The 14591-nt window shown below is 60.8% G+C and carries 13 protein-coding genes; 11 read left to right on the plus strand and 2 right to left on the minus strand.

Annotation, left to right across the window (positions count from 1 at the left end):
- Positions 1-85: 85 nt before the first annotated feature.
- Positions 86-334, minus strand: coding sequence for a hypothetical protein (locus LDN90_RS10760; RefSeq protein WP_223949047.1), 249 nt, complete (start codon positions 332-334; stop codon positions 86-88).
- 204 nt (positions 335-538) lie between these two features.
- Between LDN90_RS10760 and LDN90_RS10765 the strand changes: the two genes are divergently transcribed.
- The 11 genes from LDN90_RS10765 (at position 539) to LDN90_RS10815 (ending at position 12224) form a co-directional block, all read left to right on the plus strand.
- On the plus strand, positions 539-1387 hold the full coding sequence (locus LDN90_RS10765) for an MBL fold metallo-hydrolase (protein ID WP_223949048.1): 849 nt from the start codon (positions 539-541) through the stop codon (positions 1385-1387).
- A gap of 79 nt (positions 1388-1466) precedes the next feature.
- Complete coding sequence (locus tag LDN90_RS10770) at positions 1467-2225, plus strand: alpha/beta hydrolase (protein ID WP_223949049.1); 759 nt, start codon at positions 1467-1469, stop codon at positions 2223-2225.
- 66 nt (positions 2226-2291) lie between these two features.
- Positions 2292-2729, plus strand: coding sequence for a nuclear transport factor 2 family protein (locus LDN90_RS10775; protein WP_223949050.1), 438 nt, complete (start codon positions 2292-2294; stop codon positions 2727-2729).
- A complete protein-coding gene (locus LDN90_RS10780; protein WP_223949051.1) occupies positions 2722-3120 on the plus strand; it encodes a CocE/NonD family hydrolase in 399 nt (132 codons plus the stop codon). Before LDN90_RS10775 ends, LDN90_RS10780 begins: the two co-directional genes overlap by 8 nt.
- A gap of 66 nt (positions 3121-3186) precedes the next feature.
- Positions 3187-3642, plus strand: coding sequence for an alpha/beta hydrolase (locus LDN90_RS10785; protein ID WP_223949052.1), 456 nt, complete (start codon positions 3187-3189; stop codon positions 3640-3642).
- Between the two features lie 43 nt (positions 3643-3685).
- Entirely contained in the window at positions 3686-4279 is a 594-nt protein-coding gene (locus tag LDN90_RS10790; RefSeq protein WP_223949053.1) for a CGNR zinc finger domain-containing protein, read from the plus strand.
- Between the two features lie 155 nt (positions 4280-4434).
- Positions 4435-5151: a flavin reductase family protein gene (locus LDN90_RS10795; RefSeq protein ID WP_223949054.1), complete on the plus strand. Its 717-nt coding sequence runs from the start codon at positions 4435-4437 to the stop codon at positions 5149-5151.
- 358 nt (positions 5152-5509) lie between these two features.
- Positions 5510-6802, plus strand: coding sequence for a helix-turn-helix domain-containing protein (locus LDN90_RS10800; RefSeq protein WP_223949055.1), 1293 nt, complete (start codon positions 5510-5512; stop codon positions 6800-6802).
- Positions 6803-7411: 609 nt separating this feature from the next.
- A complete protein-coding gene (locus tag LDN90_RS10805) occupies positions 7412-9361 on the plus strand; it encodes a DUF3556 domain-containing protein (protein ID WP_223949056.1) in 1950 nt (649 codons plus the stop codon).
- Positions 9358-10806, plus strand: a complete 1449-nt coding sequence (locus LDN90_RS10810) for an NAD(P)/FAD-dependent oxidoreductase (protein WP_223949057.1) — start codon at positions 9358-9360, stop codon at positions 10804-10806. The genes LDN90_RS10805 and LDN90_RS10810 overlap by 4 nt, the downstream gene beginning before the upstream one ends.
- A gap of 443 nt (positions 10807-11249) precedes the next feature.
- On the plus strand, positions 11250-12224 hold the full coding sequence (locus tag LDN90_RS10815) for a zinc-binding dehydrogenase (RefSeq protein ID WP_223949058.1): 975 nt from the start codon (positions 11250-11252) through the stop codon (positions 12222-12224).
- Positions 12225-13709: 1485 nt separating this feature from the next.
- Here the strand turns inward: LDN90_RS10815 and LDN90_RS10820 are convergent.
- Complete coding sequence (locus LDN90_RS10820) at positions 13710-14498, minus strand: SDR family oxidoreductase (protein ID WP_223949059.1); 789 nt, start codon at positions 14496-14498, stop codon at positions 13710-13712.
- Positions 14499-14591 lie beyond the last annotated feature (93 nt).

The following is a 14591-nucleotide window of genomic DNA, read 5'->3' on the forward strand; positions in this document are numbered from 1 at the left end:
CCGGGATGTGCGATGACCCCGCTATAGTCGGAGGTCGCCGCCTTGGCCGGAAACCTGCAGTGGAAGACGTCATCGCCGACCCCGGTCATGGCACGCTGCCGTCGAAACTCTTCACCCCTTGCTGGGCCACGATGCTGATCGTCCAGGAGCCCCCCGGCGGTGATTTCAGGTTAGTCGTCTCGGTGCGCTTGCATGTGGGCGGCGGCGAAGGGCGAATCTTCTCGTCAGACAGGCTGGCTGGGCAACGGGGGAAACGCGGCGCCATCGGCGCCGCGTGGTGGCCGGATTTCTCGACGTCCAGGCCGATGAATACGTCGATGTTCTGCTCATCCAAAAATACTGCACCACCCGTTCCCTCGTACGGGCGCGCTTAAGCGCTCGGTCGGCAGTCTCACCGGGGTTACCAGCGGCCAGGTGTGCAGATGGTGCGTACAGGACCGCGGAGGAATTGCACGCAAAGGCTTGTGTAAGAGGCATCACCTATGTGACTATTACAACATCGACTTAGTGCCCTGATATGGAACGGAACAACAACGCAATGACAAATCTGTCCTATGAAGTTTTGGTGCTCGACGGCACTCCGCGTGCGGGAGACCAGCGACTTCCCAGCGGCGAAGCGATCGTCTCTTCACCATTGGCGATCACATTGATTTCCGGGGAGCAGGACGCCGTACTGGTTGACGTCCCCTATACCTTCGGGCAAATCGAGCGCGTACGGAACTGGATCCAGGACTCGGGTAAGACACTCCGGTACGTCTACATCACCCACGCTCACGGCGATCACTGGTTGGGTGCTGGAGAGCTGCTTTCCAGCTTCCCCGGCGTGACGGTCTATGCAACACCGGGCACCCTCGGCCGCATGGAGCACGAAGCCACTGTCGGTCGGGAGAAGGTCTGGGATGCAATCTTCCCGGGGCTTGTCCCTGCGTCACCCCTGATCGCCGAGGCGGTTCCCGCTGACGGCTTGGAAATTGAGGGGAACCGGTTGGTTCCGATTGAGCTCGGGCACACCGACACCGACGACACAACCGCCCTGTGGGTTCCGTCGCTGGAGCTCGTTGTTGCGGGTGATTCGGTGTACAACGGCGTCCACCAATATGTGCTCGAATCTTCCCAAGAAGGATTTGCCTCATGGCTCGCGGCGCTTGACACCATCGCAGCGCTGAAGCCCAGGTTCGTCGTCGCGGGCCATAAGGCCCCCGGCGCCCCCGATAATCCGGAGAGCATTGAAGAAACGCGTGCCTACCTCAAGGATGCGCAGCACCTTCTCGCAACGGTATCCAGCCCGGAGGAGTACTACAACGCAATCATGCGCCGTTACCCCTTCCGGATGAATCCAGGGCCCGCCTGGTATGGCGCAGTAGGACTTCTGAGCCGCACGCGTTAGAACCAGTTTTTACCAATTTTTCTGCAACAGCTGTCCCCTGACCCAATAACTGCATAGCTAATGACAAAGGAGTCATGCAATGTCCAATGATCAGCATCAAACGCCGCGGACCAAGGTCGTCTTCGTTCACGGATTCCTCGATGACCGCTCCGCCTGGGAGGAGGTTCTGTCCCGCCTCGGAGAGGACTTCGAAGCGGTTGCCCTTGACCTGCCCGGCTCCGGTGCGCGCTTGAACGATGAAGGACCCTTCACGCTCCCGCGGCTTGCGGAGTCAGTGATCGCCGAGATCGACCGCTCCCACGAACCCGTCGTGCTCGTGGGGCAAAGCATGGGAGCTCAAGTGAGTGAACTTGCAGCCGCCGCACGCCCGGAAAAGGTAGCAGGACTGGTGCTGCTTACACCTGTCCCTCTCGCGGGCGTCCACCTCGCCGGGGACGCGGCCAACTCCTTCCGCTCGCTGGGAGGCGACGCTGACGCGCAACGGCAGGGACGGCTTGGCGTTTCGGTGTCCCTCAGCCCGCATGGTCTTGAAATCCTGCTCGCCTCGGGAGCAGCAATCCAACCCACTGTCGTTGCTCAGGTGTTCGATGCCTGGAACAACGGGGACGCTGCCGGGACCGCTCCCTCAGCCTATGCCGGCCCCACCCTCATCGCCCGAGGAATTGGCGATCCGTTCGTCACCGAAGATGTGATAAACGCAGGCGTGCTTCCGCGCTTCGCAAACGCCCGGCTGGTCAGCATCGCCGACGCCGGGCACTTCCCACATCTCGAAAAGCCGGAAGACGTTTCACGGATCGTGGGCGACTTCGTCCGCTCTTTGGACCGGGTTGAGGCCTGAATGTCCAAGGTAGCGTCGCGATTGGATATAAGCGCGCCCCTCGTGAAAGAAAAGGAATCAAAAGCAATGAACCCCACAAACAGCATCAAAGCAGACGAAGTCAGTGAGGAAAGCTGGACCGGCGCGTTCGCAACTAAATCCGAGGAAGCCTTCGGAGAAGCGTTCACGCATGACGTTGTGCTCGAGGCGGCGGCCCTTCTGGTCCCGGTCAAAGGCCGCTCCGACGTGCAGACCGTGATGTCGACGGCCAGCAATTACTACAAGGCCCTTCGGTTCACCCACGAAGCCACGAACGGTCCCCGGACCTACGTGGAATGGGAGGCCACTGGCGCCTCAGGAGTCGAGTTCTCCGGCGTGACGGTACTTACCCGGAACGAGGAAGGGCTGATCCAGCACGTCTCGATCAGTCACCGTCCCCTCGCGGCCCTCCTTGAATTCTCGGCTGAGATGAACCGCCGCACGCAGGGCAAACTCGAATCAGGACACTTCCGCGCCGATGACTGAGACCCAGGACAACTACACGATCGAACGGGTCGCCTTCGCTGCCGACGGGAACGTCCAGCTCCGGGGCAACCTCTACATCCCCGCGACAGGTGATGGCCCGCATCCGGCACTGACGTTGTCCATGGGGTACGGGGGAGTCAAGGAACAGGGCGCCCTCCCTTATGCGGAAGCCTTCGCCAGCGCCGGTTTCGTCGTGCTCTTCCACGACCACCGGGGATTCGGGGAAAGCGGCGGAACACCACGCCAGGACATCAACCCCTGGCAGCAAATCGAAGATTGGCGCAGGGCCATCACTTACCTCCAATCCCGGCCAGAGGTAGATCCGGAGCGGATCGGCCTGTGGGGCTCAAGCTACTCGGGAGGGCACGCACTTGTCCTCGGTGCCACCTAACCCCGGCTGAAGGCGATCGTCTCCCAAGTCCCTACCATCAGCGGCTATCAGCAAGGACTCCGGCGGGTGAACCCGGACAATCTGGCCGCATTGGAGGCCTCATTCGCGGCCGATGACCGGGCTCAGCTCGCAGGCGAAGAACCGCACCGCATTGCCTTGGTCTCTGACGGCTCCGTCCCTGCGAGCTACACGGATCCGGAAGCCGTAGCGTTCTACCTGCAGCCCATCCCCGACGGGCTCTGGGAGAACAACGTCACCGTACGCTCAACCAGGGCGGCGCGAGCCTACGAACCAGGGATCTTCATAGGACGCGTGTCACCGACCCCTCTTCTCATGATCGTCGGGGACAACGACCGGGTGACCCCTACCGATCTGGCACTGGAGGCTTATCAGCGTGCTCTCCCGCCCAAAGAGCTGCTGGTCTTCCCCGGAGGACACTTTGACGCCTACCTTGGCGAATTCGAAGCGACCTCCGGTGCAGCCCTGCAGTGGTTCACCACGCACCTAATGCAGGACAAGTAGAGTAAGAGAACTGATCAACATGCCCGAAGGATCCGCACGCTACATGGCTTGGCCCGCTACAACCCGCTACGGGCTCTCTGTCGCGCCCGGAAATCTCGGTCTTGTCCAGGATTTCCTCAACACCATTACAGAGGGAACCATAGCTCCCCCTGACCTGCTCGCCACCCTAACCTCCGCGCAGGAATGGGCCGACAGGGTGACCGAACAGTGGATATCCATCGACGACCTGGGCTGGGCGAAGACCCTGCCCAGGTTGACGGAGACCGACCGGAAAGCTTTGTTGGCCTTCAGGGACCGGCTGTTTGAAGGCCTCTTCGGCCACTCCCACTCCGAAACCGCCCGCGGACTCGGCCGGAACAACCCCAGCTATCATCCCGTGATGACGGTTTCCGCCGGAGGAATCGAGCTCCGCCCCGACGGGGAGGGCTGGAAGTACTTCGAGACGGCGCTGCTGCTCATGTGCCACCAAGGTCAACTCGAAGGCGTCCTGCGGCGCATGAAGTCATGCAAGAGCGAGACGTGTGACGTCGTCTTCTACGACCGCTCCAACAACAACAGCGGCGCCTGGCATGACGTCAAGGTCTGCGGAAACCGGGCGAACGTCCGGGCCCACCGGGAACGCGCAGCAACCAACTAAAGGCCAACCAGGCGAACCTTAATTTCGTCTGCATCAGTTGCATCCAGTTCCGCTGGACAGACCGCTACGGCTGCTCGCCGTCCATATCCACTGGCATCCTGCCCCGCCAACTCCAAGCAGAGGGCACTTTGCCGCCATGAAGAAAGCCATTGACCATGATCATCTCCACCGAGTCCCTCTCCGCAGAAGCCGCCTACAAGCTGCTGATCGGATCGATCCTGCCTCGACCCATCGCCTGGGTCAGCACCGTATCCCCCCAAGGGATCGCCAACATCGCCCCGATTTCTTTTTTCACGTGCGTCGGCCGCAGGCCGCCGATGATTTCGATTTCCCTGCAGCCCCGCGCTGACGGCGTGTCCTTGAAGGACACGTTCACGAATATCCGCGACACGGGGGAGTTTGTGGTCAACATGGCCACCGTGCCCAACTCCGATGCCGTGCACCGCTCCGCTTACGAATTCGCACCGGAAGAGGACGAGTTCGACCTCCTTGGCCTTGAAAAAGCTGCATGCGAGGTGATCTCCGTGCCGCGCGTAGCAACGGCGCCTATCGCTTATGAATGCAAGGTAGACAGGATCATCGCAGTCAATGAGGTGGAACATGTGGTTTGGGGGAAGATAGCGCGCTTCCACGTACGCGACGACCTCTACCTGGAACGCGGACGCATCGACACCGCCGCACTCGCACCGGTAGGACGGCTCGCGGCCGAATACACCTACGTTGAAAATGCGTTCACCACGCCACTTCCCGAGGAGACCCTGGCAGCGGTAAACGGCACCAGAATGCGGCGAATCGACGGATTGGACACCAACTTCTCCCCAATCGACACCCCACTCTGGTCCCCGTCAGGATCCACCAAACCTTCCGAGTAGCGGCATTGGCGACGTCCCTCACAACCACGGTTGTTGACGGACGTCGCCAGGACGCAACGGTCCGATGCAACATGCCGGCGGACAACGAGCGGTCTTTTGGTGACACTCGGCCTACGCCGATGTCAGTGGCACCAGCACTCGATGCCGGATGTTGGTGATCAACCGGCCGCTGTCGGTGGTGTCTGGTCCCGGGTCAGCACACCGATCCAGCTCCCGAACGAGAGCCACCACGTTGTGTCGTAATTAGTCTTGCCCCTGGAGCGGCCGTGGCTACCCCGGGGAGCACGCTGGCGTGTCCCAGCCGAGCTCTCCGGGGGCGATAGACGGCATGCTCCCCGACAGTGATGCGGAGGCTTTCGTGAGCGAACTGGTCGTGAGCACCACTCCTGACCCTGTAACTGCACACGTGATCGAGGTCGGAGCCGTGCTGAATGCACAGCTCTCCGACATCGTCGCCCAGATGCAAACCGGTTTGGTCGAGCGGATCACCGAGCTCGGTGGTGATACCGGCCTCATCGGCCTGCTGGGGGCCAGTGTCGAAGGCAATGTTGACAACATCGTGCACGCCCTGCAGCACGGCATGCGCGGTGAACAACTCGAGCCCCCTTCCGCGGCCTACGAGTATGCGCGTCGGCTGGCTCAGAGGGGGGTTCCCGTCAACGCGTTGATCCGGGCGTATCGGCTCGGGCAGCAATATGTCCTGCGACAGGCATTCGACGTCTCGTGCCGAATCGAGACAGCAGCTGATATTAGGGCCGGCGCGTACGACCGTATGGTGACTGAGGTTTCCGATTACATCGACTGGATGTCCCAGGGTGTGGTTGCGGTCTACGAAGAGGAACGTGAGTCATGGCTGGCCGGCCAAGCCAACAGCCGCAACGCCAAGGTGCGGGAGTTGCTCGCCTCACCGGGAAACGACGTTGACGCCGCCGAAGCCACGCTGGGCTATCGGTTGCGGGGCCGCCACGTCGCGGTCGTAGTCTGGGTCGATCAGCGCAGCACGAATCAGGACCAGCTCAGCCGGTTCGCAAAGGCAACCCGCGCGCTGGCTGAGCGGCTCCACAGCACCGGTCCGCCCCTGCTCGTCGGCGTCGACGGAGCTACGGCATGGGGGTGGATACCCGTTCCAGGCAGCTACCGCTTCGACCCTGCCGTGACCGAATGGAATACGGGATCCAAGCAGGAGATGCCGGTTCCACGCTTCGCACTGAGCGCCAGCGGGCTCGGACTTGACGGGTTCCGTAACGCTCATCATCAGGCGCTTCAGGTCCAGCACCTGGCCCTACAGGCTCAGCACCCCACACGCACTGTCCTGTCCTACGAGGAACCCGGCCTGGCGCTGGCGGCGCTGTTGTCGCAGCAATTGGATGCGACATGTTCATGGCTCGGCACTGTTCTGGGCGATCTGGTGATAGACAACGAACTGCACCAGCGGCACCGGGAGACCCTGCTGGCGTTCCTTCGGCATGAGGGCAGCTATACGGCGACCGCCGAGGCAATGATGATGCACAAGAATTCCATCAAGTACCGCATCGCCTCGGCCCAGAAGATCCTTGGTCGTGCTCTGCTGGAGGACCGGCTGTCCATCGAGGCAGCCCTGACTGTATGTCATTGGCTCGGGCCGGCCGTTTTGCGTCAAGTCCCGTCCTGACCGTGGGCCCTGCGGCATGCCACTGCCCGATGGGCCCCTCTCAGATGGCTTTTGGTTTCTACGAACAAAGACGGCAGCAAGCTTCGTTTCGACGTGACGTAGGACACCTTCCCTTACCGGCCTAGAGTCGTGACTACCGCAATATCCGATCTGCGGACAGTCCCTCAAAGGGACCTTTGAACGGCAACGTCGCCGTACGAAAGGACACAGGCTATGGGCTATAAGACAGGGGATTTCCCTCCCGTGAACCCTGAAACATTTCTTGGCAAACCTCTGTTTGAGCGCGTTAAGTCGCTCGCGCTGCACTGGGTGGATTAGGGGACGACCAAGGTGATCCAGCTGATGAAGGTGAAAATACCCGCCGCCATATTGTCCTCGAGTCTTTGCCGAGAAACCCAGTCGGCACGATCGATAAACCTGATCTGAGGCGGCGAACAGCGCCGTTTTAATCTGCCAAACCGGGGAGTGGCCAGCCGGCCTCTAGCCACGCCACATCAACTTCTATGCGCGGTTTTCCTCAGCCTGATGCCCGGGGTAACACCGCGATTTTCGATGCCAAAGCCACCGCACGATGAGTCGTGCCCAAAATCTGCCACCAAAGGAGTTGTCATGGGTTACAAAATTCCACGGTTTCCGAATGCGGATCCCGAAGAGTTGATTCGCCGTCCGCTACAGAAACGTCTGAAGTTCCTGTCAAAGGAGTGGGGTGAGTGGGGGTTCGGCGCAGCGCGCAAAATCTCCGTGATGTATCTGGCCAAGCTATTCGGGGCATGGCTGATCGGTGGCGCGCTCCTCGTCACCCTCACCTCGCACCTGAACCCGCTTGATGTGGGGTCATGGTGGACGAATCCGATTGTCTACCAGAAGCTCGTCGTCATGACGATGCTGCTCGAAGCCATTGGAATCGCAGGGTCCTGGGGTCCGCTTGCAGGGAAGTTTGGCCCGCTAACGGGCGGAATCCTATTCTGGTCCCGCCCCGGCACGATCAAACTGAGCCCTTATAAGTGGGTGCCCTTCACCGGTGGTAGCCGTCGCACCGTGGTCGATGTGTTTCTCTATTACGGCTTCTTGTTCTCCTTGAGCGCGGCGCTTTTCCTGCCGGGGCAATCTGCGGCGGACCTGCCGGCCCTTGAGCGATTCCAGAGGTTCCTAACAGACCCCGCTGACGGCGTACCGAGCTGGCTTTCGCAGAATGCCGAGAGCTTCCTGCTGATTCAGACCACGCCGCTCATTTTTGCGGTGATCTTCCTCGTGCTCGTCGGACTACGGGACAAGATCATCTTCCTTGCCGCGCGGTCTGAGCAGTACCTCCTGCCAGTGGTGTTCTTCATCGCGTTCCCGAACCTGTTCGAGGTCACCGACATGATCATCGCGCTGAAGATCTTCCTGGTCACGGTTTGGGTGGGGGCGGGCTTCTCGAAAATGAACCGACACTTCAGCCTGGTGATCCCGCCGATGCTCGCCAACACGCCGTTCTGGCCGCCTCGGTGGCTTAAAAAGAGGACGTTCAAGGATTTCGACAATGATGACCTACGCCCGGGCCCCCTGGCACACTTCTTCTCGCACGTGCTCGGCACGATCGTCGAACTTACAGCACCCCTCACCATGCTCTTCGTCGTCGGCACCGCGTTTGGAGGCCAGACAACGGTAACCCTGGCGACGCTGCTCATGGTCGGTTTCTGCTTCTTCATCATCTCGACGTTCCCGGTTGCTGTGCCGCTTGAGTGGAACCTACTGTTCGCGATTTGCGCGGTGATTTTCTTCATCGGCTACCCGAACTCTGCCGGGTTTAGTGCGTTCGATATGTCGGAGCCGTGGATGCCTTTTGCGGTCATCGCTATTCCGCTGTTCCTCGTGATCTTCGGGAGCATTCGCCCCGACAAGGTCTCGTTCCTCGCCTCGCTCAGGCAGTACGGTGGCAACTGGGCTACAGCACTCTGGGCTATCCATCCGGATGCCGAAAAGAAGCTTCACCGGGTGTACCGCCCGACGAAGGATCAGATTGATCAAATCCAGGCGATGGGGCTGCCCTATCCACTGGCAGAGGCCTTCTTTGAGATGGTCCTAGGTTGGCGCTCACTTCACAGCCAAGCTCGTGGACTATTTTCGCTGCTGTTGAAGGAGGTACCTGATATCGACCACCGACGCATCCGCGAAGCAGAATTCGCCTGTAATGCGATGATCGGCTTCAACTTCGGCGAGGGACATTTCCACAACGAAGAACTCATCGCCGCGATCCAGGAAGAGGCGCAGTTCGAGCCGGGGGAGTTGATCGTGGCGTGGGTGGAGTCTGAAGCGCTCTGGCACGGCTACCAGGAATACAAACTGATCGATGCCGCACTCGGCGTCGTTGAGCGGGGGAGATGGCAGGTGAAAGATGCCGTCGAAGAGCAGCCCTGGCTGCCGAACGGGCCCATTCCCCTCACCATGACCTGGCGCTCGCCAGACTTCAACAAGCTGCAATTCACCGCGACCGATATTGTTGGGCCAGATGCGGTTCCCCAGCCACTCGAAGAGTTGGTCGAAGCCGAAGCGCACGCGGAGGAAATGGCTCGATGACCAGTGCGATCGTCGTCGGAAGCGGGCCCAACGGGCTCGCAGCCGCAACCGTGCTGGTTCGCGCCGGCGTCGAAGTCACCGTTGTTGAGGCCGCGGATCAGTTGGGCGGGGGCGCCCGCTCAACCGAGTCACCCCTCGCGGGACTTGTGCAGGATCACTGCGCAGCCGTGCACCCGATGGCTCCCGGATCCCCATTCTTTCAGACGCTTGACCTGGAAGAAATGGGGGTCCGATGGGCCTACGCACCCATCGATGCCGCGCACCCGCTCGACTCCGGCGAGCCCGGGCTTCTCCACAGGTCGATTGGGGATACGGCCGCGGGGTTGGGACGAGACGGGGGGAAATGGGAGAGGGCGTTTGGGTCGCTGTCGCGATCCTTCGACCGACTCTCTCCGGTCATCATGTCACCGCTGCTCCGGATCCCGAAGCACCCACTATTGCTCGCCCGGATGGGAGCCGTCGCCGGCCCACCACCCACGCTCGTTGCTCGGTGGTTCAGGGATGAGCGGGCGCGCTCGCTCTTCATGGGCGTGGCAGCGCACGCCCTCCAGCCGCTCAATCTACCCCTCGTCACGGGCATCGGTGCCGGAATCATCATCGCCGGTCACGCTGTAGGCTGGCCCGTGGTCGAGGGCGGCACTGGCCGCTTCACTGAAGCGCACATCAGCACACTTCGGGCGCAGGGCGTTCGGTTCGAGACCGGACAGCGCATCAACCGGCTGCACGACCTCCCGCCCACGGACATCACTATTCTCGATGTGCACCCGCATGCCGCTGCAGGCATACTAGCCGAGCAACAGCCGCAGAGTGGCCAGCGCGCGTACCGGAAGTTCCGGCCTGGGCCCGCTACGTTCAAGATCGACTTCGCGGTGGACGGGGGCGTGCCTTGGCGAGACCCGGAAGTAGGCCTTGCAGGCACCGTCCACCTCGGGGGCAACTCTGCGGAGATCATCGCCACCGAGCGACAGGTCGCCTCCGGGCAGATGCCAGAGAGGCCTTTTGTACTTGTCGGGCAGCAGGCTGTCGCCGACCCTACCCGAGCGAACGGATCGATCGTTCCAATCTACGCCTACGCGCATGTGCCGAACGGCTACACGGGGAACGCGACAGGGCACATCATCGCCCAGATCGAGCGCTTCGCACCCGGGTTCCGGGACCGGATCGTTGGGCTGAGCGTGCGCACTCCGGCCCAGACCTCCGCCGAGAATCCGAACTTCGTCGGCGGCGATATTCTCACGGGCGCGAAATCACCACTGCAGTTTCTCCTCGGCCCCAAGCTGAGCGCCCATCCCTACGATACCGGCGTCCCCGGCGTCTACCTGTGCTCCGCAGCAACGCCGCCCGGGCCCGGCATTCACGGCATGGGCGGATACAACTCGGCGCAACGCGCGCTCCGGTACTTGACTCACCAAGCCGCAGCGAAGATGGAGTTCTCCATAACTTGACCACACCAGGATTCACGCACGGTGATCAGCAGATGCGCGAGCTCGTGGCGCAAGTAGGGCGCAAGCTGCAAGAAATGGGTCCACAAATCGGCGACGACATGACAGAGCTGCTCTCAACACCTGTATTGGGATTGGATCAAGACCCCACTCGTCGAGATGCTTCATGCGAGCATCGACGGAAACGTCCGGACCCTGGGCGGGAACCGTAGCTCCCCCCGACCTGCTCGCCACCCTAAATGGCGGGCAGAAAGAGCCGACAAGGTGACCGAGCAGTGGACCTCTATGGACGACTTGCTCTGGGCGAAAACACTGCCCAGGTTGACGGAAAACGACCGCAAAGTGCACCCACTGCCCTCATTGCCCAATCACCGTGCCTGCGAAAACCAAGCATCACGAACACCTTCAACGCAACATTGTCTATAAAGGGAAGATGGAAGAAACCAGTGAAAGCAGCAGTCATACGTAGTTGGGGCGGTCCGGAACAATTTTCCGTCGAAACAGTGGCCGATCCGGAACCCGGACCGGGCGAGGTAATCGTCGAACTTCATGCCAGCGCCCTGAACTGGCACGACGTCCTCGTCCGGCAAACCGGCCGGGGGTTCACAACCCCCAGCATTCTCGGCATCGACGGGGCCGGAATCCGCCAGGATACGGGCGAGAAGACTGTCATCTTCCCAGGGCTGAATTGGGGAAAAAATGCGGCAGCGCCCGGAAAGGATTTCTCCATCCTCGGTGACGGTACAGACGGAACCTACGCCCAACTTGTTGCAGTTCCCGTCGAAAACCTGTTCCCTATGCCCAAACACCTCTCGTGGGCCGAGGCGGCTGCGCTTCCCTGCGCGGGGCTTACCGCGTACCGGGCACTCTTTATGCGGGCTGGGTTGCGGCTGGGTGAGACCGTGTTGGTCATTGGCGCCGGCAGCGGCGTCTCCACTTTCGCCATCATGTTCGCTGCCGCCGCTGAAGCCCGTGTGCTGGCAACGTCATCGAGTCAGGACAAGCTCGACTCGGTCCGTGCCATCGGTGTGGATAAGGGATTTCTCTACACAGACCCCGACTGGGTCCAGCAGGTACTCGAAGCCACAGGCGGCGGCGTGGACGTCATCGTCAACGGTGCCGGCGCGAACCTGCGCGACGCCATGGCATGTCTGAAGCCAGGAGGACGGATTGCTGTGTTCGGCGCATCTGCAGGAAGTACAGCGAAGATCGATATCGCGGACCTCTATTGGGGACAGGTATCAGTTCTCGGTACAACACTTGGAAGCCCCGATGACTTCGGACACATGCTCGAAATGATCGACAAGTACCAGATCCGCCCGATAATCGACTCCGTCTATTCCCTGACGGAAATCGTGGAGGCACACCGCCATCTCGAATCCAGAAACCATCTCGGGAAGCTCGTCCTGAGCCTCAGATAAGACGCTCCAAACCGCGACGGAAAATCCGAGCAATCCGTGATAGCGCCGCTCGTCCCATCCTTCCGCGGCCCAGGTCGTTCCCGTCAATAGCTGGGCGGGATAACAGAATCTGGTCCCCAACGCGTAGTCGAAGTACTTGCCAGCGTTAGTCGCCGTTCAGGCACCCACATTGTGGGGCTCTCGCATGTAGCGAGGCTTGCTGTTGACGATAGAGCCTTGGGCGGCTTCAGCCTATGAGGCAAACCGCGCCTTCCGCGGCGTCCTTTGACGCGGGCGTGCGCTATGCCAGTTTTTCCCGGATGATGGGGTTATTTGTTTTCCGTTCTAGGCTGTCGTAGCGGTGCCTTGGGCCGCCGCTCACTAGTTCATGGGGTGCGGTAGTGACGTGGACATGACTTATTGGAGACTCTGTCGGATATTTCTCGTGAAAGCGTGCTCTTCCTGAGCCATGGCGTCGGCGCCCGGTTTGTACAGCCAAAGAGCATACGGCGGCATCGGCCGACCCGGGCCGGGGCCATGCCGCCTCGATCTTCAAAGTAGACACGGGGCTCACAGGCGACGCCCTCGGGTTCAGTCTGGGAGGTTGGGCCCACCGATGATCGGCTCGATCTGTGCTGTCCTGGTCTTCGTCCCTCTCGGAGCCCTTGCCTCCTTGGACCGACAGCTCACACACCGGCGACGGCGTCAGCCCACTGCGCTGCTCTTCAAATTCGCCTCGGCTTGGACAGGTTTACCGCACGATGTCAGCACCAACAGCAGAGCGGCGAACAACACCGACAGGAGATGCTGTGGTCGTCCTTGTCGCCGCATACTGGCCACCTGCAACCGGTAGATCGTGACCAACTGTATACGCCGAGTCTGCAACGGCGTCTAGAGCGTGTGGCGCCATTTAGAAGGCAGACCAGAGCCGCCTATACCAGCCTTGCGGCAAGCTGTGTCTTGGTCGCTGCGTCCAGAGTAGGCGCGTTGCCCGACTCAATCTTTGGGGGAATGTGTGCCAGCCCGTTCAGTGCGGCGTCCCGTTTCTGCAAGGAATGTGAAGGCGCTCCACGGCCTCGAAACCAATCGGCACTCCTGCCTGTGTCGGGCAGCAAACGAGGACTGACGCTTCTGTTCCGCTCGGAACACAGCGTGTCCGTCAGAGGACAGGCATGCCAATTCTTGGCGGGTTGCTTTTTGATCTTCCGGCGGATGGCCAACAAATTCTGTTGCCGTCTATTCGGTGCCGTCCAGAACGCTTTCTGCCAGATACAAGGTGCCTCCTCGCGTATTGGTAAGTGAAACGGACCGTTGTGAGAACCTATGCAGCGCTCCACCGGTCGCCGCGCGAGCGGTGTCGCCTCGCGAGGCCGTACAGGTCACCACACTGGGCACTATGGGTCTCGGTTCCGCATCCGTACCCTGCGGTCCTGATCCGAATCGGATCTCAAAATGTCACGGACCCGCTGGTATCGCCCTGCGGGCCCAGACGGAACTTCGCGACTGCTACTTCGAGCTGGGTCGTCCGGGGATATGGCTAAGAATGGACTTGGAGAAGCCGCCATCGACACAGATGTCTTGCCCTGTGACGTAACCCGAGAGAGGACTTACGAGGAATTCGATCACGTTGGCGATGTCTATTGGTTCTCCGATCCTTGCCAGCGGAATGATGTCTTCCCTTGCCTTCTTGATTTGGGGATCTTCGTACATTTTTTCCGTCATCCGTGTTTGAGTCATGCCTGGGGAAACCACATTGACACGGATGCCGTCGGGCGCCCATTCCAAGGCAAGTGTCTGGGCCAGCATGGTCAAGGCAGCTTTGGTTGGGCTGTAAGCGCCTGACCCGGCATGTGGCATCTGCCCTGACATTGAGGAGGTGAAACACGCGGCTCCCTGGCTGCTTTTCAGGTGTGGGTAGCTTGCCTTGGCAAGAAGCCAGGGTCCACGGAGGTTAATCGAGAACATTGCGTCCCAGTCCTCAAGGGAGACGTCGCACATGGCGCCGGGGTTAGCAACGCCGGCATTGGCTACCAAGGCGTCCAAGCCGCCGAATTCTGCGATGGCAGTTTCCACGAGTTGACGTGGCACGTCGGGGTCGCCGAGGTCTCCCGCTAGTGAGATAGCGGTACCGCCCAACGACTCGATCGAGCGTACAACTTCGTCTTGGTTGCTGTTCGTTTCGTGGCCGCATACGGCGATCATCGGGCGATCGCCTCGAGCCAGGGCCGCTTCTGCAAGCCTCAGGGACGCAGCCGCACCGATTCCACTACTTCCGCCACTGACCAAAGCCCTCATTACACAAACTCCTCTTTAAGGTTGATTAGCATTGAAAATTGATTTTCAATAACGCCGTTCAGCTGATGATCGGAAAATCTTTTTGGAGCAGGA

This window comes from Arthrobacter sp. NtRootA1, assembly GCF_019976975.1.
GTDB classification, from domain to species: Bacteria; Actinomycetota; Actinomycetes; order Actinomycetales; family Micrococcaceae; genus Arthrobacter; species Arthrobacter aromaticivorans.